This window comes from Streptomyces sp. NPDC002076, from assembly GCF_053593835.1.
This window is the reverse complement of sequence record NZ_JBSFDI010000007.1, coordinates 255,743-278,958: the sequence shown is the minus strand read 5'-3', so window position 1 is coordinate 278,958 and position 23,216 is coordinate 255,743. Positions and strand designations below refer to the sequence as shown.

General features: G+C 70.1%; 18 protein-coding genes and 5 tRNA genes. 10 read left to right on the top strand and 13 right to left on the bottom strand.

Annotated elements, in window-relative coordinates; translation table 11 throughout:
- Positions 1–33 precede the first annotated feature (33 nt).
- The 6 genes from ACWCQS_RS17845 to ACWCQS_RS17820 all read right to left on the bottom strand — a co-directional run bounded on the left by ACWCQS_RS17845 (position 34) and on the right by ACWCQS_RS17820 (position 1,317).
- Positions 34–106, bottom strand: a tRNA-Glu gene (locus ACWCQS_RS17845).
- A 28-nt stretch (positions 107–134) separates the two neighbouring features.
- Positions 135–206: transfer RNA gene (locus ACWCQS_RS17840), tRNA-Gln, on the bottom strand.
- 21 nt (positions 207–227) lie between these two features.
- Positions 228–300: transfer RNA gene (locus ACWCQS_RS17835), tRNA-Glu, on the bottom strand.
- A 29-nt stretch (positions 301–329) separates the two neighbouring features.
- Positions 330–402: transfer RNA gene (locus tag ACWCQS_RS17830), tRNA-Glu, on the bottom strand.
- 21 nt (positions 403–423) lie between these two features.
- A tRNA-Gln gene (locus tag ACWCQS_RS17825) sits at positions 424–495 on the bottom strand.
- 90 nt (positions 496–585) lie between these two features.
- Positions 586–1,317: an HAD family hydrolase gene (locus ACWCQS_RS17820; RefSeq protein WP_451005272.1), complete on the bottom strand. Its 732-nt coding sequence runs from the start codon at positions 1,315–1,317 to the stop codon at positions 586–588.
- Between the two features lie 41 nt (positions 1,318–1,358).
- Between ACWCQS_RS17820 and ACWCQS_RS17815 the strand changes: the two genes are divergently transcribed.
- Entirely contained in the window at positions 1,359–1,643 is a 285-nt protein-coding gene (locus tag ACWCQS_RS17815; RefSeq protein WP_451005271.1) for a type II toxin-antitoxin system RelE family toxin, read from the top strand.
- A 60-nt stretch (positions 1,644–1,703) separates the two neighbouring features.
- Here the strand turns inward: ACWCQS_RS17815 and gltX are convergent, their stop codons facing one another.
- From gltX to ACWCQS_RS17800, 3 genes are all read right to left on the bottom strand, one after another.
- Complete coding sequence (gene gltX, locus ACWCQS_RS17810) at positions 1,704–3,188, bottom strand: glutamate--tRNA ligase (RefSeq protein ID WP_451005270.1); 1,485 nt, start codon at positions 3,186–3,188, stop codon at positions 1,704–1,706.
- Positions 3,181–3,966, bottom strand: coding sequence for a fumarylacetoacetate hydrolase family protein (locus tag ACWCQS_RS17805; RefSeq protein ID WP_451005269.1), 786 nt, complete (start codon positions 3,964–3,966; stop codon positions 3,181–3,183). Before ACWCQS_RS17805 ends, gltX begins: the two co-directional genes overlap by 8 nt.
- A 190-nt stretch (positions 3,967–4,156) precedes the next feature.
- The gene (locus tag ACWCQS_RS17800) at positions 4,157–4,348 is read right to left on the bottom strand and encodes a hypothetical protein (protein WP_388628147.1); all 192 of its coding nucleotides are present in this window, start codon (positions 4,346–4,348) and stop codon (positions 4,157–4,159) included.
- 574 nt (positions 4,349–4,922) lie between these two features.
- On the opposite strand from ACWCQS_RS17800, the gene ACWCQS_RS17795 reads away from it, so the two are divergent.
- The 8 genes from ACWCQS_RS17795 (at position 4,923) to ACWCQS_RS17760 (ending at position 15,556) form a co-directional block, all read left to right on the top strand.
- Entirely contained in the window at positions 4,923–8,771 is a 3,849-nt protein-coding gene (locus tag ACWCQS_RS17795; RefSeq protein ID WP_451005268.1) for a nitrate- and nitrite sensing domain-containing protein, read from the top strand.
- Between the two features lie 9 nt (positions 8,772–8,780).
- The gene (locus tag ACWCQS_RS17790) at positions 8,781–9,194 is read left to right on the top strand and encodes a roadblock/LC7 domain-containing protein (protein ID WP_023546525.1); all 414 of its coding nucleotides are present in this window, start codon (positions 8,781–8,783) and stop codon (positions 9,192–9,194) included.
- Positions 9,195–9,305: 111 nt separating this feature from the next.
- Complete coding sequence (locus ACWCQS_RS17785; RefSeq protein WP_030168425.1) at positions 9,306–9,704, top strand: DUF742 domain-containing protein; 399 nt, start codon at positions 9,306–9,308, stop codon at positions 9,702–9,704.
- Entirely contained in the window at positions 9,685–10,260 is a 576-nt protein-coding gene (locus ACWCQS_RS17780) for a GTP-binding protein (RefSeq protein ID WP_184970470.1), read from the top strand. Before ACWCQS_RS17785 ends, ACWCQS_RS17780 begins: the two co-directional genes overlap by 20 nt.
- Before the next feature lie 391 nt (positions 10,261–10,651).
- On the top strand, positions 10,652–13,906 hold the full coding sequence (locus tag ACWCQS_RS17775) for a nitrate- and nitrite sensing domain-containing protein (protein WP_451005267.1): 3,255 nt from the start codon (positions 10,652–10,654) through the stop codon (positions 13,904–13,906).
- A 10-nt stretch (positions 13,907–13,916) separates the two neighbouring features.
- The gene (locus ACWCQS_RS17770; RefSeq protein ID WP_004983065.1) at positions 13,917–14,330 is read left to right on the top strand and encodes a roadblock/LC7 domain-containing protein; all 414 of its coding nucleotides are present in this window, start codon (positions 13,917–13,919) and stop codon (positions 14,328–14,330) included.
- Positions 14,331–14,424: 94 nt separating this feature from the next.
- Positions 14,425–14,994, top strand: a complete 570-nt coding sequence (locus tag ACWCQS_RS17765) for a DUF742 domain-containing protein (protein ID WP_451005266.1) — start codon at positions 14,425–14,427, stop codon at positions 14,992–14,994.
- Positions 14,975–15,556, top strand: a complete 582-nt coding sequence (locus ACWCQS_RS17760) for a GTP-binding protein (RefSeq protein WP_031224757.1) — start codon at positions 14,975–14,977, stop codon at positions 15,554–15,556. The genes ACWCQS_RS17765 and ACWCQS_RS17760 overlap by 20 nt, the downstream gene beginning before the upstream one ends.
- A gap of 123 nt (positions 15,557–15,679) precedes the next feature.
- On the opposite strand, the gene ACWCQS_RS17755 is transcribed toward ACWCQS_RS17760, so the two are convergent.
- Both ACWCQS_RS17755 and ACWCQS_RS17750 read right to left on the bottom strand, forming a co-directional pair.
- Positions 15,680–15,874 (bottom strand): acyl-CoA carboxylase subunit epsilon, encoded by a 195-nt coding sequence (locus ACWCQS_RS17755; RefSeq protein ID WP_451005265.1) that lies wholly within the window; start codon positions 15,872–15,874, stop codon positions 15,680–15,682.
- A gap of 57 nt (positions 15,875–15,931) precedes the next feature.
- Positions 15,932–17,527, bottom strand: coding sequence for an acyl-CoA carboxylase subunit beta (locus ACWCQS_RS17750; protein WP_388628160.1), 1,596 nt, complete (start codon positions 17,525–17,527; stop codon positions 15,932–15,934).
- Positions 17,528–17,928: 401 nt separating this feature from the next.
- Here ACWCQS_RS17750 and ACWCQS_RS17745 point away from each other — a divergent pair, with 401 nt between their 5' ends.
- Complete coding sequence (locus ACWCQS_RS17745) at positions 17,929–18,525, top strand: YceI family protein (protein ID WP_451005264.1); 597 nt, start codon at positions 17,929–17,931, stop codon at positions 18,523–18,525.
- Positions 18,526–18,702: 177 nt separating this feature from the next.
- Here the strand turns inward: ACWCQS_RS17745 and ACWCQS_RS17740 are convergent, their stop codons facing one another.
- Both ACWCQS_RS17740 and ACWCQS_RS17735 read right to left on the bottom strand, forming a co-directional pair.
- Positions 18,703–20,070, bottom strand: a complete 1,368-nt coding sequence (locus ACWCQS_RS17740) for a hypothetical protein (RefSeq protein ID WP_451005263.1) — start codon at positions 20,068–20,070, stop codon at positions 18,703–18,705.
- Positions 20,071–20,117: 47 nt separating this feature from the next.
- On the bottom strand, positions 20,118–23,135 hold the full coding sequence (locus ACWCQS_RS17735; RefSeq protein WP_451005262.1) for a glycoside hydrolase family 3 protein: 3,018 nt from the start codon (positions 23,133–23,135) through the stop codon (positions 20,118–20,120).
- Between the last annotated feature and the right edge of the window lie 81 nt (positions 23,136–23,216).

Sequence of the window (23,216 nt, the reverse complement as noted above, 5' to 3'; positions counted from 1 at the left end):
CCCCCCACCGAAGTGAAGGGCCTTCCCTGTGCGTACCCCCGACCGGATTCGAACCGGCGCTACCGCCTTGAGAGGGCGGCGTGCTAGGCCGCTACACAACGGGGGCGTGGACTCTGCGTTTCCGCAGGTCCGAGCTGGTCTACCTGGACTCGAACCAAGACTAACTGAACCAGAATCAGTCGTGCTGCCAATTACACCATAGACCAATGATGGTTTAGACCAGTCAGTACCCCCGACCGGATTCGAACCGGCGCTACCGCCTTGAGAGGGCGGCGTGCTAGGCCGCTACACAACGGGGGCCCTAGCGATCCCGACAGGCTCAGGATCAGTACCCCCGACCGGATTCGAACCGGCGCTACTGCCTTGAGAGGGCAGCGTGCTAGGCCGCTACACAACGGGGGCTTTGCAGATAAGCTCTGCGAGCTGGCCTACCTGGACTCGAACCAAGACTAACTGAACCAGAATCAGTCGTGCTGCCAATTACACCATAGGCCACTGGAACTCAAGCCCCTGCGGGGTCCTCGTTCTAGCTTGCTCCTCGGGGCTCCGGCCTTTCGGCCCGCTCCCCTCGGCGCAGGAAGAACATTACCTGAAGGTGGACGGGGCTCCAAAACGGGTATCCGCGCGGACGAGCGCGGGGAGTTCGGCGAGGGTCGAGATCCGACGGCAGACGGCCTCCCCGGCGGCCGGTGCGGAACCCGTCCCGCGATCGATCCACACGGACAGCAGCCCGGCCTCGGCGGCGCCCCGCCCGTCGATCTCCGGGTGGTCGCCGACGTACGCCACCTCGTGCGGAGGCAGCCCCAGCGCCTCGCAGGCCGCAAGGAAGGCGGCGGCCTCCGGCTTGGAGACGCCCAGCTCGGCGGCGCACAGCACGACCTCGAAGCGGTCGAGCAGGCCGAGGGTGCGCAGCTTGTGCTCCTGGACCGTGATGCTGGAGTTGGACAGCACCGCGTGCCGGTGGCTGGCGGAGAGGGCCTCCAGGGCGGGCAGGACGTCCGGGAAGACGCTCCAGGCGGCCTCGTAGTGCCCGATGTACCGCTGGAACCAGGCGTCGGCCTCGTCGTCGGTCAGGTCCACGTCCAGGAAGATCCGTACGCGGTCGCGCCGCTGCCCCTCGAAGGTGGCCTCCCCCGCCGAGAACCGCGCCCACTGCCGGTCGGTGATCTCCCGCCACCTGGCGAGAGCCCGCTCGGGGCCGTCGTACCCGGCGAGCAGCCCTTCCGCCGCCAGATGCGCCCGCATGCCCTCCCGGTCGGCGCTCGTGTAGTCGAACAGGGTGTCGTCCACGTCCCAGACCACGGCTCTGATCGTCATGTCACCGACGGTACCGCCGAACGGCTGGCACACTGGCCCGCATGAGCGAGTACCGCGTCCAGTTCACCGTCGAGGCCCGTGCGACGTTCGACGCCCTGCCGGCACAGCGTCGAGCGCAGTTGGACAGGGCCGTACGGATTCTGGCCCGTGACCCGTTCCGGAAGACATCGACCGCGCAACTGGGCCCTGACGAGCATCTGCGCAAGGCATATGTGGCCCCGGGTGTCATGCTGGAGTACATGGTGGCCGGCGCGATCATGGTCGTCGTCGTGCTGGAGATCTTCGACGAGAGCGCCTATCTGATCGACGAAGCCGACGACCGGTGACCGACGCAACAGGGGCGGCACCCGGAACACACCGGGTGCCGCCCCTGACGCCTCGGTCGGCTACGCGCTCAGCTTCACCAGCGCCGCGTCGATCCGGGCCAGCGTCTTCTCCCTGCCCAGGACCTCCAGGGACTCGAAGAGCGGCAGGCCGACGGTGCGGCCGGTGACGGCGACGCGGACCGGGGCCTGGGCCTTGCCGAGCTTGAGGCCGTACACCTCGCCGGCGGCCAGGACGGCCTCCTTCAGGGACTCGGGGGAGGTCCAGTCGGCCGACGCCAGCTTCTCCCGGGCCGTGCGGAGCAGGGCGTCGCTGTCCTCCTTCATCGCCTTGGTCCAGGAGGCCTCGTCCTCGACCGGCTCCGGCAGGAAGAGGAAGTCGACGTTGTCGGTGATCTCCGACAGCACCTTCAGGCGGGTCTGGGCGTGCGGGGCGATCGCCTGCCACTTGGCCTCGTCGAAGTCCTCGGGCGCCCAGGGGGCGAACGGGGCCTTCAGCCAGGGGCGGCAGCGCTCGGTGAACTCCTTCACGTCCAGCATGCGGATGTGGTCGCCGTTGATCGCCTCGCACTTCTTCAGGTCGAAGCGCGCCGGGTTGGGGTTCACGTCGGAGATGTCGAAGGCGGCGACCATCTCGGGGATCGTGAAGATGTCCTGGTCCGCGGAGAGCGACCAGCCCAGCAGGGACAGGTAGTTGAGCAGGCCCTCGGGCAGGAAGCCCCGCTCGCGGTAGAGGTTCAGGGACGACTGCGGGTCGCGCTTGGAGAGCTTCTTGTTGCCCTCGCCCATCACGTACGGCAGGTGGCCGAACTGCGGGGTCTGCTTGGCGATGCCCAGCTCCGTCAGCGCCTTGTAGAGGGCGATCTGGCGGGGGGTGGAGGAGAGCAGGTCCTCACCGCGCAGGACGTGCGTGATGTCCATCAGGGCGTCGTCGACCGGGTTCACCAGCGTGTACAGCGGGGCGCCGTTCGCGCGGACGATGCCGTAGTCCGGCACGTTCTCCGGGGTGAAGGTCAGCTCGCCGCGGACCAGGTCGGTGAAGGTGATCGTCTCGTCGGGCATCCGGAAGCGGACGATGGGGGTGCGGCCCTGGGCCTCGTACTCCTCGACCTGCTCGGCGGTCAGGTCGCGGCAGTGGCCGTCGTAACCCGACGGCTTGCCCGCGGCGCGAGCCGCCTCGCGGCGGGTGTCCAGCTCCTCCTGGGAGCAGTAGCAGTGGTAGGCGTAGCCGCCGTCCAGCAGCTTCCGGGCCACGTCCGCGTAGATGTCCATGCGCTGCGACTGCCGGTACGGCGCGTGCGGGCCGCCGACCTCGGGGCCCTCGTCCCAGTCGAAGCCGAGCCAGCGCATCGCGTCGAGCAGCTGGTTGTAGGACTCCTCGGAGTCTCGGGCGGCGTCGGTGTCCTCGATGCGGAAGACCAGGGTGCCCTGGTGGTGCCGGGCGAACGCCCAGTTGAACAGGGCGGTGCGGACCAGGCCCACGTGCGGGTTACCGGTGGGCGAGGGACAGAAACGGACGCGTACGGGGGAGCCGGGTGCGCTAGCCACGCTTGACAACCTTGTTGGTGAGAGTGCCGATGCCTTCGATGGAGACGGCGACCTCGTCGCCGACGTTCAGGGGGCCGACCCCCGCGGGGGTGCCGGTGAGGATGACGTCGCCGGGGAGCAGGGTCATGGCCTCGGAGATGTTGACGACCAGGTCCTCGATGGGGTGGATCATCTCGCTCGTACGGCCCAGCTGGCGCTGTTCGCCGTTGACGGTGAGCTGGATGGTGAGGTCGTTCGCGCGGTCGAGGTCCAGGCCGGTCTCCACCCAGGGGCCGAGCGGGCAGGAGGTGTCGAAGCCCTTGGCCCGGGCCCACTGCTTCTCGCGGCGCTGCACGTCGCGGGCGGTGACGTCGTTGGCGCAGGTGTAGCCGAAGATCACGTCCTTGACGCGGTCGCGCGGCACCTCGCGGCACATTCGGCCGATGACGACGGCCAGCTCGGCCTCGTGGTGCAGTTCCTCGGAGAAGGAGGGGTACTGGATGTCGTCGCCGGAGCCGATCACCGAGGTGGACGGCTTGAAGAAGGCGAAGGGGGTGTCCGGCACCTCGTTGCCCAGCTCGCGCGCGTGCTCGGCGTAGTTGCGGCCGAACGCCACGACCTTGTTGGGGAGCACCGGCGGGAGCAGCCTGACCTTGCTCAGCGGCACCTTCGTACCGGACAGCTCGTGGTCCGCGAACGGGATGCCCTTGATGATGTCAAGGACGAGTTCGTCCTGCTTGTCGCCCTCGACCGCGCCGAAGGCTACGTTCCCGTCGATGGAGAACCTGGCGATGCGCACGGGATCCTTGCGCCCCTTACTGAGAACCGGCGTACTGACGCCCCAGGTTAACCGGTGGGACCGCCGGAGCTCGGCCGGAAAAGCGGCACGGCCCTGTCGCCGGGTGTCCCGGGAGGGCCGCACGGTGCGCCGACGGCCGCGGGAGCGCGGCCGCCGGTGTGTTCAGGATGATCGCAAAGGCGCCTGTCGGCTACTCTGCGGTCGCCGTCGCGCCGACGGGGACGTCCACCAGCACCGTGCGCCGGGGGTTGGCCGTCTGGACGGGAAGGTCGAGGGAGTGCTCCGGCTGCTCGGGGATCTGCAGTTCGCCGGCGTCCTTCAGATGCGCCAGGGTGGTGCGTCGCGGGTTGGCGATCTTGTGGAACATCATCGTCGTCTTCACCGTTGTGATCCTGTGCCCTCTGGTCGGGTGGGTTGGCAGAGTCGTCCCTCTTGTAAAGCGCCAGGCTAAACATCCGATTCCCCGGCGAAGGCACCAACTGCCGACCAGGCGCGTGTGAGTTTGCTCACGACCTCGCGAACAATTCGGTCAAATCTCATGGTCAACACGGCCCAGCGAAACGGACATTGGCTCCCTGAAGCCATCATTCCGCTCCTGATCATGGCGACTCAGACACGTGGCACCCGGCGGCAACTCGCAGAGTTACGCCCGATATGACCCGGATAAGCTTCCACTGCTGGTGACGCGGCACTCACAGCCCGTCACGGAGGTCACAGCTAGGGACACGGCCCTTGTTGGAGATCCGGCACTGTGCTGGAATTCCACGGACCGCTGCGGGGATCGAGCCGGCGCACAGGGGGCGCGAAGGAGCGCCGAGTGGCGGGCGAGACAGGGGGAAACCAGCGCCGGTCACCCAAGACCACCGGGGGGCGTATTCAAGGCGCTTCCCAAAAACGCCGACACCGTGTCCCGCCGTTCGCGCGGAGGGGCGCCTGGTCCAGAGGTTGCGACGCTAGTGCAGGGACGTTTCAAGAGGGATGGCAGCGCTTCGGCGGAGCCGGAGTCGCACGACAGGACTGGCCCCATGAAGGGCAGCTCCTCGCCCCAGCACGCCCAGAACCCGGGCCCGGCCCCGTCCGCGGACGGCGGTGAGCGCGGCGGACGCCCCGGCGTGTCGGCCACGTCGCCGGCCACCGGGACCGGCAACTCCGGCGCGGCCCCCGCGCCGGCCATCAAGCCCGCCCAGGGCCCCACCGGCCCCGGCTCCCGCATGGCGCTGCGCAACTGGCGCATCTCCACGCGCCTGGTCTCGCTGCTCGCGCTGCCCGTGGTCGCCGCGACCTCGCTGGGCGCGCTGCGCATCGACCAGAACATCACCGACATCCAGCAGCTCGACAACATGAAGCTGCTGACGGACATGACCAAGCAGGCGACCGAGCTGGCCCAGGCGCTCCAGGACGAGCGCGACCAGTCCGCCGGTCCCCTGGCGCACGGCCTGAGCGCGGGCGACTACACCGTCAAGGGCTACCGGGACAAGACCGACCGAGCGCTCGCGAACTTCGAGAACTCCACCCAGGAGATCGACGCCGCCAGCAAGAACGGCAACCTCCAGGGCGTTCGCGACAACCTCGTCGGCATCTTCAACCAGCTCGACCAGCTGGCCAAGATCCGCAAGGGCGCCTACGGGTCGAAGGGCAACTCGACCCAGACGATCGAGTCCTACCACCGGCTGATCACCCAGCTGATCGACCTGTCCCAGGACATGGCCCAGGCGTCCAGCAACCCGGAGATGATCTCGCGCACCCGCGCCCTGGCGGCCTTCTCCACCGCCAAGGAGTACGCCTCCGTGCAGCGCGCCACGATCGCCGCCGCACTGCCCGCGACCACGTCGACCAAGGGCGACCTGTCGCCGAACGACCGCCTCTACGGCCAGTCGGCGTACCAGAGCGAGAACTCCGAGATCTCGATCTTCCGGAAGATCTACGCGAACAACAACGCCGAGGAACTCCTCAAGCCGATCGACGAGGGCAACCCGACGATCGAGTCCGCGGACACCTACGCCAAGCGCGTCTTCGACTCCCCCGACGGCCTGCAGAGCGTGAACGCCCGCTCGTACAAGGACTGGGTGGACGACAGCTCGACCAAGATCGAGCAGATGAAGAAGATCGAGCACACGCTGCTCGAGGAGATGGAGCAGAAGGCCCGCGAGCTGAAGAGCGCCACCCAGCAGGACGCCATCATCTCCGGTGCGCTGATCCTGCTCGTGCTCGGTGTGTCGCTGGTCGGCGCGTTCATCGTGGCCCGGTCCATGATCCGCTCGCTGCGCCGGCTGCAGGAGACCGCGACCAAGGTCGCCCAGGACCGCCTGCCCGAGCTGGTCAAGCAGCTGTCGGAGTCCGACCCGCAGGACGTCGACACCTCCGTGGAGTCGGTCGGTGTGCACTCCCGGGACGAGATCGGCCAGGTGGCCGCGGCCTTCGACGACGTGCACCGCGAGGCGGTCCGCCTCGCCGCCGAGCAGGCCCTGCTGCGGGGCAACGTCAACGCGATGTTCACCAACCTCTCGCGCCGCTCCCAGGGTCTGATCCAGCGCCAGCTGTCGCTGATCTCCGAACTGGAGTCCCGCGAGGCCGACCCGGACCAGCTGTCCTCGCTGTTCAAGCTCGACCACCTCGCGACGCGTATGCGCCGTAACGGTGAGAACCTCCTCGTCCTCGCCGGTGAGGAGCCCGGTCGCCGCTGGACCCGCCCGGTCCCGCTGGTCGACGTGCTCCGCGCCGCCGCGTCCGAGGTGGAGCAGTACGAGCGCATCGAGTTGGCCTCCGTGCCGACCACCGAGGTCGCCGGCCGCGTGGTCAACGACCTCGTGCACCTGCTCGCCGAGCTGCTGGAGAACGCCACCTCGTTCTCCTCGCCGCAGACCAAGGTCAAGGTCACCGGTCACGCGCTGCCCGACGGCCGGGTGCTGATCGAGATCCACGACACCGGTATCGGCCTCTCCCCCGAGGACCTCGCGGCGATCAACGAGCGGCTCGCCTCGCCGCCCACCGTGGACGTCTCCGTCTCCCGCCGCATGGGCCTCTTCGTGGTCGGCCGGCTGTCCCAGCGGCACGGCATCCGCATCCAGCTGCGCCCGTCCGACTCCGGTGGTACGACCGCGCTGGTCATGCTGCCCGTGGACGTGGCCCAGGGCGGCAAGAAGCCCGCTCCGGGCAAGCCGGGCGCGCCCGGCGCGACCGGTGGTCCCGCCGCCGCGCAGGCCGCGGCCGGTGCGGCCGCGGCCCGGCGCCAGGCCGGCAACGCGGGCGGCGGTGCCCTCGGCGGCGCCCCGTCCGGTGGCGGTCTGCTCGGTGCGGGTCCCGCTCCGCGCGGCCAGGTCGGCGCCGGCCAGGGTCCCCGGGCCGCGCTGCCCGGCACCGGCCAGGGCGGCCGTCCCGGTGCGCCGGGCGGTGCGCGCGGTCCCCAGGGCGGCCTCGGCGCTCCCGGCGGTCCCGGTCTCGGTGGCCCGCAGGGCCGGTCGGTGCCCGCGGGTGCGGGTGCGGGCGGCTTCGGCGGTCAGGCGCCCGGTGCCCCGCAGCAGGACGCCTTCGGCAGTGACGCCTTCGGCGGCCGTGGCCAGCAGCGGCCCGGCGTCGGCTCCGACCAGGGCCGCCAGCCCCAGCTGCCGCCGCGCGGCGGCCCGCGGGCCGAGCTGCCCGGCGGTGACCAGCAGCCGCGCACCCCGGACTGGGGCGACACCCAGGCCCCGTCGCGTGCCTCGCTGGACGCCCCGCGCGGCCACGACGAGCAGGACCCGGCACACTCCGCGCGCATGCCGCGCGTCGACGACCGGCAGGGTCCGGGCTCGACGGCGGAGATGCCCCGGATCGACGCACAGGGCCCGGCCGCCACGGGCGAGTTCCCGCGCCCGGCGCTGAACGGCCTGGGCGGGCCCCAGCACACCGGCCAGTTCCCGCGCCCGGAGAACCCGCAGCAGACGGGCCAGTTCGCCCGCCCCGAAAACCCGCACCAGACCGGCCAGTTCGCGCGTCCGGACAGCCCGCAGCAGACCGGCCAGTTCGCCCGGCCCGACGCCGCGCAGCTGCCCGGCCGGTTCGACGGCACCGGCGACCAGCAGGGCACCGGCCAGTTCGTCCGGTCCGACGTCTTCGGCACGCCGGCGCCGCAGCAGGCCGACCCCGGGCTGAACTCGGGCCGGAACACCGGCCAGTTCGCGGCTCCGCAGGGCTTCGACGGCGGCTACGACGGCAGCTCCACCGGGCGGCACGCCCTGCCCGGACGCCAGGACCCGGCCCACACCGGTCAGTTCGAGCGCCCGCAGCCGGCCGGCCGGGACGACTTCGGCGCCCCGCGTCCGCAGGCCCCGCAGCAGCAGCGTCCGGTGCACCGTGAGCCGGAGGCCCTGCCGCCGGCCAGCGGCCCGGTCGACGGCCGTACCCCGCTGTACGACACGCTGGAGACCAACTGGTTCCACGGCGGTTCGCAGCAGCAGGAGTCCGCGCCGCAGCAGCCGGCGCCCGCCCCGGCGCCGCAGCGGCCCACGGGCGCGAACGGCAACGGCTCCACCACCGGCTCCTGGCGCACCTCGCCGAACGACGAGATCGTCCGCCAGGCCGAGCGCGTCCGGCAGCCAGCGGCGGGCGGTATCACCACCTCCGGCCTGCCGCGCCGGGTGCCCCGGGCGAACCTCGTCCCGGGCACGGCTCAGCAGCAACAGCACCAAGCCGGTCCGCAGGTCTCGCGTGCGCCCGATGACGTACGCGGACGGCTGACCAATCTCCGTCGGGGCATCGCTCAGGGCCGTCAGGCCGGCAGCGGCCAGACCGGCAGCTACCCGAGCCCCACTCACCAGCAGGAGCGTTAGTTGAGTCCGATGAGCCAGGCGGCACAGAACCTGAACTGGTTGATCACCAACTTCGTGGACAACACCCCCGGGGTGTCGCACACGGTGGTGGTCTCCGCCGACGGCCTTCTGCTGGCGATGTCCGAAGGCTTCCCGCGGGACCGCGCCGACCAGCTGGCGGCCGTCGCGTCCGGGCTGACCTCCCTCACGGCCGGGGCCTCCCGGATCTTCGAGGGGGGCACCGTGGCGCAGACGGTCGTCGAGATGGAACGCGGGTTCCTCTTCCTGATGTCCGTCTCGGACGGGTCGTCCCTCGCGGTCCTGGCCCACCCCGAGTGCGACATCGGTCTCGTCGGCTACGAGATGGCACTGCTCGTCGACCGCGCAGGGGCGGTACTCACCCCGGACCTGCGCGCCGAACTCCAAGGCAGTCTGCTTCACTGACCGCCCCCGGCACCATCCACCTCACGAAAACACCGTCCGGCCGCCACAATCCCCCCACCGGCCCCGTACGACGGCTTGACTGACCGACTTGCTGTCCCGCCCGGAGGATTCATGACCCCGCCCACCGCCCATCACGATCCGTACGCGGAACCGTACGGTGACGAGGGCGACCAGCCACTGGTACGGCCGTATGCGATGACCGGTGGCCGGACCCGGCCGCGGTATCAGCTCGCGATCGAGGCGCTGATCAGCACCACGGCCGACCCGGCAGCGCTCATGGGACTGCTCCCGGAGCACCAGCGCATCTGCCACCTGTGCCGGGAGGTCAAGTCGGTCGCGGAGGTCTCCGCGCTGCTGACCATGCCGCTCGGGGTGGCCCGGATTCTGGTGGCCGATCTCGCCGAGGCCGGCCTGGTCGCCATTCACCAGCCGGGTGGCGACGAGAACAACGGCGGCGCACCGGACGTGACGCTGCTCGAAAGGGTGCTCAGTGGACTTCGCAAGCTCTGACGCGGGCCGGGCCACCACCTCCGCGAAGATCGTGGTGGCGGGCGGCTTCGGCGTGGGCAAGACCACGTTCGTCGGCGCCGTCTCGGAGATCAACCCGCTGCGCACAGAGGCCGTCATGACGTCCGCTTCGGCCGGCATCGACGACCTCACCCACACCGGAGACAAGACGACGACCACCGTCGCCATGGACTTCGGCCGCATCACCCTGGACCAGGACCTGATCCTGTACCTGTTCGGCACCCCGGGCCAGGACCGCTTCTGGTTCATGTGGGACGACCTGGTACGCGGTGCGATCGGCGCGGTGGTGCTCGTGGACACCCGGCGCCTCGCCGACTGCTTCCCGGCCGTCGACTACTTCGAGAACAGCGGCCTGCCGTTCGTCGTCGCCCTCAACGGCTTCGACGGCCAACAGCCCTACGCCCCCGAGGAAGTGCGGGAAGCGCTGCAGATCGGTCCGGACACCCCGATCATCACGACCGACGCCCGGCACCGGGCGGACGCCAAGAGTGCGCTGATCACCCTGGTCGAGCACGCTCTCATGGCACGGCTCAAGTAAGCACCGGCGTCCGTACTCAAGTACGACGTCACATACGGCAGTTGTCGTAAAGAAAGCCGGAGCCGACTGTGGCCTTTGACACGGTCGGCTCCGGTGTTCATAACAGTTCGGCAGAGGAATCCCCCGGCGTCGCCACGCGACGCGTTCGCGCAGTACCGCTGTGCTCACAATCGCCCCGCCTTTTGCCGGGGCTCGCTCTTTATGACCGTTTTATCTGGGCCTTACAAGAGCATCACGAACGGGTTTCCGCTGTTTGGAAGAGCACTGGTCCACGTGCTGGAATGCCTGAACTGCCCAATAGTCAAAGACGTACTCACTAGTCGATGACGAACCGGGCTCTGAGAGACTGCGGCACGACGTAGGTGCCGACCGCCGAGAGGTTGTTGGTCGAGTGAGGCGAAGCAAGAACGGTCCCGAGCCGTCGGCGCGGGGCAACTTCACCCCGCCGCCGCGCGCTGCGGCGCCCACCCCTGTGACCGGTGCGGAGCCGGCTGCCGCTCCCGCGCCGAGCGGCGGCCGGTTCTCCCCGCGCAACTGGCGCGTGCCGACCAGACTGAACGCGATCCTGCTGATACCCGTGGCGGTGGGGCTCGTCATGGGCGGCTTCCAGGTGAAGACGTCGATCGACACCTGGCAGCAGGCCCGCGATGCCGAGAACACCGCCCGCCTGGTGCGCGCCTCGCTGTCGTACGCCAACGCGCTCGAGAACGAGCGCGACATCACCGCGGCCCCGCTGCTGAAGGGCAAGCTGGCGACCGCCAAGGACAAGGCGACCATCACGGCGGCCCGCAACGCCACCGACCAGGCCGCCGACGCCTTCGACCAGGCCGCGCAGAACATGCCGCACCAGTCCGGCCTGGAGCGCCGGCTCAAGCTGTTCCGCGAGGCCGAGCCCTTCCTGCAGACGCTGCGCGCCGGCGCGTACACCTCCAAGTTCAACGGCGTGCAGACCGAGGAGGGCTACGTCAGGGTCGCCCACCCGTTGATGGAGTTCGCCAACGAGCTGGGCCTGGGCACCGGCAACATCACCTCCTACGGCCGTACCGTCTACGCGATGTCGCTCACCAAGGCGGCGCTGTCGCTGGAGCGCTCGATCGGCATGCACATGCTGGTCAAGCCGGGTCCGGACGCCCCCAACCTGGCCACCCAGCGCGTCGCCCTCTCCTCCTACGCCTACCTGGAGGGCATCGCCGTCGAGGAGTACATCGGCGGTGGCACCCAGGCCGACGCGGACAGGCTGGACGCCGAGAAGAGGGACATCCAGACCAAGGCCGCCGCGATGGCCCAGCAGGCCAAGGCCGCCGACCCGAACTACGTGCCGCCCCCGTCCACCCCGCAGAAGATGGTCACGGCCCTCGCCACGCTCGACTCCACGAGCCCGGCCACGCGTCAGCAGCTCGCTCTCGGTGGCGTCACCTACGAGAACTGGTGGGCGGTCAACACCCTCAAGTTCGACGCCTACCGCCAGATCGAGTCGGACATGGCCGACAAGGCGGTGAACGAGGCCTCGGACATCGCCGACAACGCCAAGACCTCCGCGATCATCACCGGTGCCGTCGTCGTGGTCGCCCTGCTGCTGGCCTTCATCCTGGCCGGCGCCGTGGCCCGCCAGATGAGCCGCTCGATGCGCCAGCTGCGCAACGCCGCCTTCGGCATCGCCGAGCAGCGGCTGCCGATGCTGGTCGACCAGCTCTCGCGCACCGACCCCGGCCGGGTCGACACCCGGGTCGCCCCGATCCCGATCACCACCAAGGACGAGATCGGCGAGGTCGCCCGCGCCTTCGACCAGGTCCACCGCGAGGCCGTCCGGCTGGCCTCCGAGCAGGCCCTGCTGCGGGGCAACATCAACGCGATCTTCACCAACCTCTCGCGCCGCAACCAGTCGCTGATCGAGGGCCAGTTGACCCTGATCACCGACCTGGAGAACAACGAGGCCGACCCGGACCAGCTGGAGAACCTCTTCAAGCTGGACCACCTGGCCACCCGTATGCGCCGCAACGGCGAGAACCTCCTGGTCCTCGCCGGCGAGGAGCCCGGCCGCCGCTGGGACCAGCCGGTCCCGCTGATCGACGTGCTGCGCGCCGCCTCCTCCGAGGTGGAGCAGTACGAGCGCATCGAGCTGTCCGGCGTCCCCGAGGCCGAGATCCACGGCCGCGCGGTCACCGACCTCGTGCACCTGCTGGCCGAGCTGCTGGAGAACGCCACCACGTTCTCCTCCCCGCAGACCAAGGTGCGCGTCACCGCGACCCGTCTGCCCGACGGCCGCGTCATGATCGAGATCCACGACAAGGGCATCGGCCTGACCGCCGAGGACTTCGCGGACATCAACCACAAGCTGGCCAACCCGCCGACTGTGGACGCCGCGATCTCCCAGCGCATGGGCCTGTTCGTGGTGGGCCGGCTGTCCGACCGGCACGGCATCCGGGTCCAGCTGCGCCCCTCGGGCGAGCAGGCCGGTACGACCTCGCTGGTCATGCTGCCGGACGCGATCACGCACGGCGGTGGCGGCGAGGCCCCGCTGGACCGCGAGGAGTTCACCGTCTCGCAGATCATCCCGGAGCAGCAGTTCCAGGGTGAGAACTTCAACCACGCGCAGCCCCTGCGCACCGCCGCGGAACTGGGCTTCGACGACAGCCGGTACTCGGACGTCCCCGACGACATCCGCGAACTGGACCCGGTCGGCCGCTCCCTGATGCGCGAGGAGCGCCGGGCGGCCCTGGAGGCGCAGTCGCACGGCCAGCAGCCGGGCGTGCCGCAGCAGGAGGCCGCCGAGACCCCGGCGTACGAGGACCCGCTGCTGAACGGGCAGCCGGGCTACCCGGAGCAGCAGTCCCCGTACGAGGAGCCCGCGTACGAGGAGCAGCAGGCCGCGTACCGGGAGCCGTACCAGGAGACCTACGCGGAGTCGCCCTCGGCGTCGCACTCGACGTCGTACGACAAGCCGTACGACGAGCAGTACTACGCGCCGAACGGCGAGCAGTCGCGGCCCGACGCCTTCTCCACGAACGGCGGTTACCCGGAGCCCGCGTACCCGGAGCCGGCCGCGAGCCCGTCGTACCAGGACGACTGGCCGCAGCAACCGCAGCAGGACGGCTACCAGAACGGCTATCCCGCCCATTACGCTCCGGAAACGGAATCCTCGCAGGCCGCTGACGCGAGTGAGCGGAACCGCGTAGGCTTCGACCGTCCGGGACCGGCCTCTCCCGCCGCCCACGAGCTGACCGACGCCGGGCTGCCCCGCCGCGGATCCGCCGCGAGCGGTTCCAACGGCTCGGCCGGCGCGGGCACGGCGCGCGTGCAGCAGGAAGCGCCGGCTCCGGCGCCGGGCAACGCTCCGGGGTCGAACGGCGACAGCGGCTGGCGCTCGCAGAACGACGAGCGCTGGCAGCAGGCGGCGCAGCTCCGGAAGCCCAAGGCAGGCGGGGTCACCGCTTCCGGCCTGCCGCGGCGGGTGCCCAAGGCCAATCTGGTCTCGGGTGCCGCCGAAACCACCCCCCAGGGGGGCCCACAGGTCTCCCGCGCCCCGGAGGACGTCCGGGGCAGGCTGAGCAACCTGCGTCGAGGCGTCCAGCGCGGACGCAACGCAGGCAGTGAAACGAACGGCCAGGGCTTCGGTCCTGACAGCACCTACAACCAGGAGCGTTAGTGTGAGCCCGATGAGCCAGGCGGCACAGAACCTGAACTGGTTGATCACCAACTTCGTGGACAACACCCCGGGGGTGTCCCACACGGTGGTGGTCTCCGCCGACGGACTCCTTCTGGCGATGTCCGAAGGCTTCCCCCGCGACCGCGCCGACCAGCTCGCGGCCGTCGCCTCCGGTCTGACGTCTCTGACGGCAGGCGCCTCCCGGATCTTCGAGGGGGGCAGTGTGAATCAGACGGTTGTGGAGATGGAGCGGGGATTCCTCTTCATCATGTCCATCTCCGACGGCTCGTCGCTCGCCGTACTGGCCCACCCGGAAGCGGACATCGGTCTCATCGGGTACGAGATGGCCCTTCTGGTGGACCGTGCGGGCACGGTCCTCACCCCGGATCTGCGTGCAGAGCTCCAGGGAAGCCTTCTCAACTAACAGACCAACGGTGCGTATACGCGTCCCGGGGCCGTAAGGTTTCGGGACGCGGCTCCACACGGATGGGTGCCCGGCGCAGTCGGAGGAGGAGAAAGTGGCAACACCCCCAGGCGGTTCGCATTCGGGAAACTGGTCGTACGGCCCTGCCCAGGGCCAGGACGGCGGTTCGGCGAACCCGTACAACTTCCCCTCCTCCCCGAGCCATCGGCAGCCGTACGCGCCGCAGGGCCCCGGCCCGTCGCCGTACGACCAGCCGCCGGCCCCGCGGATCCAGCCGGTGCAACCGCAGCGCCGCCCCGAGCCGGCGCCCGCGACGGCATCGAACAACCCCTTGGTGCGTCCGTACGCCATGACCGGCGGCCGGACCCGCCCGCGCTACCAGCTCGCCATCGAGGCACTGGTGCACACCACCGCCGCTCCGCACCAGATGCAGGGCCAACTGCCCGAGCATCAGCGGATCTGCAACCTCTGCCGTGAGATCAAGTCGGTAGCCGAAATCTCCGCGCTCCTGACAATCCCCCTCGGCGTGGCCAGGATCCTCGTCGCCGACTTGGCGGAGGCGGGCCTGGTCGCCATCCATCAGCCCGGCGGCGACGAGAACGCCGGTGGCCAGCCAGACGTGACACTGCTCGAAAGGGTGCTCAGTGGACTTCGCAAGCTCTAGCGGCGGTCCTTCCCGCTCCACCACCTCCGCGAAGATCGTGGTGGCGGGCGGCTTCGGCGTGGGCAAGACCACGTTCGTCGGCGCCGTCTCGGAGATCAACCCGCTGCGCACAGAGGCCGTCATGACGTCCGCTTCGGCCGGCATCGACGACCTCACCCACACCGGAGACAAGACGACGACCACCGTCGCCATGGACTTCGGCCGCATCACCCTGGACCAGGACCTGATCCTGTACCTGTTCGGCACCCCGGGCCAGGACCGCTTCTGGTTCATGTGGGACGACCTGGTACGCGGTGCGATCGGCGCGGTGGTGCTCGTGGACACCCGGCGCCTCGCCGACTGCTTCCCGGCCGTCGACTACTTCGAGAACAGCGGCCTGCCGTTCGTCATCGCGCTGAACGGCTTCGACGGCAACCAGCCGTACAACCCCGACGAGGTCCGCGAGGCCCTCCAGATCGGCCCCGACACCCCGATCATCACGACCGACGCCCGCCACAGGGCCGACGCCAAGTCGACGCTCATCACTCTGGTGGAGCACGCTCTGATGGCCCGCCTGCGGTAGGCGATCGTTCATGAAGAACCCCGCGCCCCTTGAGGGCGCGGGGTTCTTCCGTTGGTGCGTAGACAGCGGGAAGGGCCCCTCCGCTGCGGAGGGGCCCTTCAAGAACCGGTGGAGCGGCGCGTTCTAGCCGTGCCAGCTGTGCGGCGCCCGGAAGCCGCCCTCGCGTTCCAGGCGGCGCCAGCCGGCCTTGGCGCGTCGGTGGGTGTGGACCGAAGGCGTCGGCTGGGCGGCGGCGCGGGCCAGGAGGACGGCCGTGATGGCGGCGACTTCCTCGGGCTCGGCGTGGCCCTTCTCGACGCGGATGTCAGGAGTGCTCATGGGTGTCAGTCTCCGTGAGAGAGAGGTCCGCGGGGTTGCCGCGGCGGGTCCGCTCGGTTACTGCGGGGGGTTGCCGTGCTTGCGGGAGGGCAGGTCGGCGTGCTTGGACTGCAGCATGGCCAGGGACTTGACCAGGACCTCACGGGTCTCGGCGGGGTCGATGACGTCGTCCACGAGGCCGCGTTCGGCCGCGTAGTACGGGTGCATCAGCTCGGCCTTGTACTCCTTGACCATCTTCTGGCGCATGGCCTCGGGGTCTTCCGCGCCGGCGATCTGGCGACGGAAGATGACGTTCGCGGCGCCTTCCGCGCCCATGACGGCGATCTCGTTGGTCGGCCAGGCGTAGGTGAGGTCGGCGCCGATCGACTGGGAGTCCATGACGATGTAGGCACCTCCGTACGCCTTGCGCAGGATCAGCGAAATCCTCGGCACGGTCGCGTTGCAGTAGGCGTACAGCAGCTTCGCGCCGTGGCGGATGATTCCGCCGTGCTCCTGGTCGACACCGGGGAGGAACCCCGGCACGTCCAGGAAGGTGACGATCGGGATATTGAAAGCGTCACACATCTGGACAAAGCGCGCAGCTTTTTCACTCGCCTCGATGTCCAGGACGCCGGCGAGGACCTGCGGCTGGTTGGCGATGATGCCGACGACCTGGCCGTCCAGGCGGCCCAGCGCGCAGATGATGTTCCGCGCCCAGCGCTCGTGGACCTCCAGGTAGTCGCCGTCGTCGACGATCTCCTCGATGACCTTGGCCATGTCGTACGGCCGGTTGCCGTCGGCCGGGACCAGGTCGAGCAGGACGTCGCTGCGGCGGTCGACGGGGTCGGACGACTCCACCCGGGGCGGGTTCTCCCGGTTGTTCTGCGGGAGGAGCGAGAGGAGGTACCGCACCTCGGCGATGCAGGTCTCCTCGTCGTCGTACGCGAAGTGGCAGACGCCGGAGGTCTCGGCGTGGACGTCGGCGCCGCCCAGGCCGTTCTGGGTGATCTCCTCGCCGGTGACCGCCTTGACCACGTCCGGGCCCGTGATGAACATCTGGGAGGTCTCGCGGACCATGAAGACGAAGTCGGTCAGGGCCGGTGAGTAGGCCGCGCCGCCCGCGCACGGGCCGAGCATCACCGAGATCTGCGGGATGACACCCGACGCCTTGGTGTTGCGCTGGAAGATGCCGCCGTACCCGGCGAGGGCGCTGACGCCCTCCTGGATACGGGCGCCGGCGCCGTCGTTCAGCGAGACCAGCGGGGCACCGGCCGCGATGGCCATGTCCATGATCTTGTGGATCTTGGTGGCGTGGGCCTCGCCCAGCGCGCCGCCGAAGATCCGGAAGTCATGCGCGTAGACGAAGACCGTACGGCCCTCCACCGTGCCCCAGCCGGTGATGACACCGTCGGTGTACGGCTTCTTCGCCTCAAGGCCGAAACCGGTCGCCCGGTGCCGGCGCAGCTGCTCGACCTCCTGGAAGGACCCCGGGTCCAGGAGCAGCTCGATCCGCTCCCGCGCCGTCAGCTTGCCCTTGGCGTGCTGCGCCTCGGTCGCCTTCTCGCTGGGGCCGGCCACGGCCTGGGCACGAATGTCGTGCAGCTCGGCGACCCGTCCGCGTGCGTCCGTCGGCTCGCCGGTCGGCTCACCCGTCGTCTCTTCCAAAACGGTCATGTAGCGACCTTACGAAGGACACCAAGGAAAGCGGGCCGTTGACTCCGTACAGTCTCCGGACCGTTTTCCTGGTACCAGTGAACAGAACCATGACCGCGTGCAGCCGTTCCAACTGCTCACAGGGCGTCGGGGTTGTAGGGGAGTCACAAAGACGTCACCTGAGAGCCACCTCACATTCGTGGCTGCCGCATGCCATCGCCGGGGTGACATGGAGCCTCGGACGGCGGACCGCCGAAGGGCCCTCGACGCCCCTACCGTACCGGTCGACTCCAGGAGCATGTGATCACCAGAGGTTATCGCGAAGTCACTCTGCGGATGATGTTGAAAACCGGACGGAATAGGTCTACGGTCGAATCCGTTGGGTTCGTTGAACGTTAAACAGAAACCTCCAGGAGAACGACATGGGCATCTTCAGCCGCAAAGAGAACACCCCGCAGGCCCCTGCCGCCGGCGCCGACCTGACCGCACTGACCGGCGACTACACCATCGACCCGGCGCACACCACGATCGGTTTCGTGGCGCGCCACGCGATGGTCACCAATGTCAAGGGCTCCTTCCAGGACTTCTCCGGCACCCTGCACCTGGACGGGGCCGACCCCAGCAACTCCACCGCCGCGCTCGACGTCAAGGTGGAGAGCGTCGAGACCGGCAACGCCGACCGCGACGGTCACCTGAAGTCGTCCGACTTCTTCAAGATCGACGAGTTCCCGGTCATGACCTTCCGCTCCACCAAGGCGGAGTCGCTGGGCGGCGACGACTACCGCATCACCGGCGACCTCTCCCTCCTCGGCGTGACCAGGCCGATCACCATCGACCTCGAGTTCAACGGCGTCGCGAAGGACCCGTTCGGCAACGAGCGCGTGGGCTTCGAGGGCAAGGCGGAGATCCTGCGCTCCGAGTGGGGCCTCACCTGGAACGCGGCGCTGGAGACCGGCGGGATGCTCGTCTCCGACAAGATCAAGCTGAACTTCGACATCTCGGCGATCAAGCAGGCCTGAGCCTACGGCGGTCCGGCCGGCACCACCCCGAGCGCGCCCGCTCCCCGGAAACGGGAGGCGGGCGCTCGCGTGTCCTGCGGGCATGGCGCCATGAAGGGTGACGGCGAGGACAAGGAACGTCGCCGCCACCGACGCCCTGCCGGTGATGCCCGCAGCCGCAGTCGCTCACCCGGGTCTTCAGAACCCCCCGCCGAAGTCGCCCCCGCCGTCGCCCCCTCCCCCGCCGAAGTCTCCGCCGTCCCCGAACCCGCCGCCGAAGTCCTCGGCGTCGAAGTCCGTGCCGGAGACGTCGCCGCCCTGGTAGTCGCCCCCGAAGTCACCGCCGGGGCCGAAGTCGCCGTACCCGGTGCCGTAGTCGGCCGCGTACGAGGGGGTGGCCATCATGCTGCCGAGGAGGGTGCCGACGAGCAGGCCGGGCAGGATGCCGCCGCCGAAGTAGCCGCCCGCCCAGGGGCCGTAGGCGGGGCCCGCGTCCCAGTAGGGGCGGCGGCCGTAGTCCGTGTCGACCTCGCGGATGACCGGGTCGCGGCCGTCGGCCAGCCGGGTGGCGTCGGCCGCGCAGACGGGGACCTGGCGCGGGGCGCCGCCGGGCGGAGTCCAGGTGGCGTCGCTCACCGAGGGACCGTGCCGCGGGTCGAAGAAGCAGGGCGGGCGGCGCTCGGGCAGGGGCCGGCCCTCGCGGCGGGCGGCCAGCCGGGCCAGGGAGAAGCGGCCGTCCTCCAGCGCTTCGGTGACCGTGCGGACGTCCTCCGGGCGACTCGCGGCGGCCATGCGCTGCTTGGCGGTCTCGTAGGCGTCCAGGGCGTGTTCGTAGTCGGCGCGCATCGCGTCGTCGGCGCCCGGCTCGGCCGGCTGGAAGTCGAGGCGGTCCAGTTCCTCGCCGAAGGCGGTGATGTCCTCGTCCACGACCACCCGGAGGCGGTCCAGGGCGGCCCGCTGCTCCTCGGCGCGCCGCCGGCGGCTCCGGCGCACCAGTGCGTAGGCGCCGGCGCCGCCCGCCAGCAGCACCGCGGCCACCGCGATCAGGGCCGTACCGGAGGATCCCCCGCCCGAGCCGCCCCAGGTCTTCGGGGCGTGGCCTCCCATGTTGGCCAGGGCGCGGTCGGTGAAGTCGCTGAGCTGGGCCCCCGCCGGCTCGCCCTGGACGCTCGTGACCAGGTTCCGCCGGGCCGTCGCCGACATCACGGAGGAGTCGGCGCGGGCGTCGAAGCGGTCGCCGAGGCGGATGCCGTACAGGCCGGTGATGCCGGTGGCCGCGCGCAGGTCGGAGAAGAGGTTCGCGGTCGGGTAGCCCGCCGGGAGCACCGCGATGAACAGGGGTTTGTTCGCGTCCTTGATGCGTTTCGCGAGCGCGTCGGCATCGGCCCTCGGCAACTGCGCCGAGGCGGCCGGGTCGACGTAGACGGGGCTCTTGCGGAGGGCCTGGGCGACGGCGGAGATGCTCGTGTCCGCGCTAGCTCCGGGGGCGAACACGGTCGCGACGACCAGGGCGAGGGCGGCCAGCAGCAGGGCTGGGAGGCTTCGGGTCCGCAGGACGGCCTTCATCCTTCGAAACTACCCGAAGCCTCCCGTAGCCGGGCATAGGGGCATGCCTACCCGGCGGCCCGGTATGCCTCGACCAGCTTCTCCACCGCCTTTCCGTACCGGCCGGTCAGCAGCAGGTGGTCGGCGTCGGCGAAGGGCCCCGCCACCGCCTGTGTCATCCGCTCGCCCGCCTTCTGCTGGACGAGCAGCCGTGCCTTGGTCACCAGTTCGCGCCCGGCCCGGTCGTCACCCTTCTGCTCGGCCGCCGTCGCCGCCGCACCCAGCGCCCTCAGCGTGGCCGTGCCGCCCCGCGGGACCTCGGTGAGCGTGGTCAGGCCCCAGCCGTAGGGGAACTGGGGGTCGTACGACGCGTCCCCGACGTTGATCGGGAGCTGGGACTCGGACTTGGGCCAGGTGACGGGGAGCTGTCCGGTGAAGGGGCGCTTGCCGTAGAGGACGTCGGCGACGCCCTCGCCCTCGGTGCCGGGCAGCCAGGAGGCCACCAGCGCGTCGATCCTGTCGAGCCGGTCGCCGACGAGCTGCGGCCGGCCGGAGACGATCAGCACCGCGCACTTCATGGCGGCGCACACCTTGTCCACGGCCGCCCGGTCGGCCGCGGACAGCTGGAGGCTGTGGCCGTTGCCGACGTCGCCGACGCCCTCGGCGTACGGGGTCTCGCCGACGACGACCACACCGACGTCGTAGCCGTCGGTCGGGGCGGAGGCGTCCTTGGAGTAGGTGACGTTCCCGCCGGCGTCCCGCATGCCCTGGAGGATGGTCGTGCCCTGGGTGTGGGTGCCGGACGCGCCCTGCCAGGTGAGGGTCCAGCCGCCGGTCTGGTTGCCGAGGTCGTCGGCGTTGGACCCTGCGACGTACACCTTCTCGCTCTTCTTCAGCGGCAGCAGCCCGCCGCTGTTCTTCAGCAGCACCTGCGACTCGGCGGCGGCCTGGCGGGCGACCGCGCGGTGGGCCGGGGAGCCGATGGCGGCGGCGCCGGACGTGTCGGCGTAGGGGCGCTCGAACAGGCCCAGCCTGAACTTCTGGGTGAGGATGCGGGAGACCGCGTCGTCCATCCGCTTCTCGCTGATCCGCCCCGCCTTCACCTCGTCGACGAGCGTGCCGCTGAAGTCCTTGTAGGAGTACGGCACCATCATCATGTCGACGCCCGCGTTCACCGCCGTGCGGACGTGGGTCGGGTAGTCGCCGGGAAGCTGGTCGATGGCGTTCCAGTCGCTGATGACGAAGCCGGAGAAGCCCATCCGGTCCTTGAGCACGCCGTTGATCATGTCGCCGCGGGCGTGCATCTTCACCGCGCCCCGGCCGTCGCCGACGATGTTCAGCGAGGAGTACGACGGCATGACCGAGCCGATGCCCCGCTCCACGGCGGTCCTGTACGGCGCCAGGTGGATGTCCTCCAGCTGCTGCCGGGTGACCGTGGTGACGCCCTGGTCGATGGTGTAGGTGCCGGTGGTGGAGGAGCCGTACGCGGTGCCGCCGTCGCCGACGAAGTGCTTGGCGGTGGCGAGCACCTTGTCGTCGTCCTTCAGGTTCCGCCCGTCCGGGGCACCTTGCAGGCCCTGGATGATGGTCTCCATGGACTGCACGAGGGCCGGGTCCTCGCCGAAGGACTCGTAGGAACGTCCCCAGCGTTCGTCACGGCTCACGCACAGGCACGGCGCGAAGTCCCAGGGGATTCCGGTGGCCCGGACCTCACTGGCCGTCACCGCACCCGTCTTCTCGGCGAGTTGGGGATCCCTTGTCGCGCCGATGCCGATGTTGTGCGGCGTGATCGTGGCGCCGGCCAGGTTGTTGTGGCCGTGGACCGCGTCGACGCCGTAGATCAGCGGGATCTGGAACCGGGTCGCCTGGGCGCGGAGCTGGAAGCCGTCGATCATCTTCGCCCAGGCCTCGGCGGTGTTGGGCGTGGGCGTGGAGCCGCCGCCGGACAGCAGCGAGCCGAGTCCGTACGTCGCGATGTCGCCCCCGCCTCCGACGGCCCCGCGCTCGGCCTGGGTCATCTGCCCGGCCTTCTCCTGAAGGGACATGCGGGACAGCAGGTCCGCGACGCGCTTCTTCACGGGCAACTTGCTGTTCAGGTAGGGAAGTCCGTGCGCGTCGATGACGACCTGCGGGGTCTCCGCGGGGGCCTTGGCGCCGGTGACCGTGAGCTTGAGCGGGATGGTCTTCGCGGGTGCGGGGCCCTTGGCCTTGCGGGTGGGCACCGCGATGGTCCGCGCCGTTCCGGACGGGGTCCCGGCCGGGAAGGTGAGGGTGCCGTCGGCCGGGGTGTAGTCCCGGCCGGCGGTGGCGGTGCCGCCCTCCGTCGAGTACGTGACCGTCACGGGGTCCTCGATCGGCCGGTCCCCGGTCGTGGCCAGGGTGACCTTGACCTGGGCGGTGCCGCCCGCCTTGACGGGGTACACGGGTGCGTCGGTGCCGACGGAGGCGCGCAGCGACTGGTCGGCCTTGCCGTACAGCTCGACGTCGTCCATGGCGAAGTCGCCCTTGGTGCCTGCCGGGAGGGTGACGGCGTACCCCCACATCTGGGTGAGGCCGAGGACGTGGTCGATGCCGCCGACGGGCTGGTAGTCGGTGCGGTACTGGAAGTCGGTGAAGGGGATCTCGATCTGCTTCCAGCCGGTGAAGTCGTCGGTGAAGGAGGTCGTCCAGAGTTCGGAGGCCTCGCCGTTCGTGCCGCCGTCCTTGATCTCGAAGGCGATCTTCCGGCCGTTGTCCCGGCCCTCCCACCAGAAGCGGATGCCCTGGTGGGCGGACCAGTCGTGGGCGGGCCGGTCGGCGGCGAAGTCGTGGGTGAAGCCGCCGTAGCCGCTGATGTCGTAGGTGCCGGTGAGGACCTTGGCGCCCTCGGGGGCGTCGGCGCGGTCGGTGAGGTGCAGGGTGGGCGGGTCGTCGGCGTCGCTTCCCCAGGTGAAGATGCCGTCGGCGGGCTGGGCGGCGAAGGGCACCTCGCCCTCGAAGCGGTCGACGGGGACCGGTGCGGGGTCGTCGGCGGCGTGCGCCGCGGCGGACAGGGGCAACAGGGCGGCGAGCAGGGCCCCGGAGACGAGCAGGGCGGTTCTCGGCATGGACCTTCCCTCGGCTCTCATGGTTCACTCATGACTTAGATCACGCCGTGAGTTAACTAACGGCACCCCAACCCGTCAAGA

What these genes read in the sequence shown, in the direction of transcription:
- ACWCQS_RS17820 (WP_451005272.1), bottom strand. Translation starts at nt 1,317, where the DNA reads ATGACGATCAGAGCCGTGGTCTGGGACGTGGACGACACCCTGTTCGAC.
- ACWCQS_RS17815 (WP_451005271.1), top strand. Translation starts at nt 1,359, where the DNA reads ATGAGCGAGTACCGCGTCCAGTTCACCGTCGAGGCCCGTGCGACGTTC.
- ACWCQS_RS17790 (WP_023546525.1), top strand. Translation starts at nt 8,781, where the DNA reads ATGAGCCAGGCGGCACAGAACCTGAACTGGTTGATCACCAACTTCGTG.
- ACWCQS_RS17785 (WP_030168425.1), top strand. Translation starts at nt 9,306, where the DNA reads ATGACCCCGCCCACCGCCCATCACGATCCGTACGCGGAACCGTACGGT.
- ACWCQS_RS17770 (WP_004983065.1), top strand. Translation starts at nt 13,917, where the DNA reads ATGAGCCAGGCGGCACAGAACCTGAACTGGTTGATCACCAACTTCGTG.
- ACWCQS_RS17755 (WP_451005265.1), bottom strand. Translation starts at nt 15,874, where the DNA reads ATGAGCACTCCTGACATCCGCGTCGAGAAGGGCCACGCCGAGCCCGAG.
- ACWCQS_RS17750 (WP_388628160.1), bottom strand. Translation starts at nt 17,527, where the DNA reads ATGACCGTTTTGGAAGAGACGACGGGTGAGCCGACCGGCGAGCCGACG.
- ACWCQS_RS17745 (WP_451005264.1), top strand. Translation starts at nt 17,929, where the DNA reads ATGGGCATCTTCAGCCGCAAAGAGAACACCCCGCAGGCCCCTGCCGCC.
- ACWCQS_RS17740 (WP_451005263.1), bottom strand. Translation starts at nt 20,070, where the DNA reads ATGAAGGCCGTCCTGCGGACCCGAAGCCTCCCAGCCCTGCTGCTGGCC.
- ACWCQS_RS17735 (WP_451005262.1), bottom strand. Translation starts at nt 23,135, where the DNA reads ATGCCGAGAACCGCCCTGCTCGTCTCCGGGGCCCTGCTCGCCGCCCTG.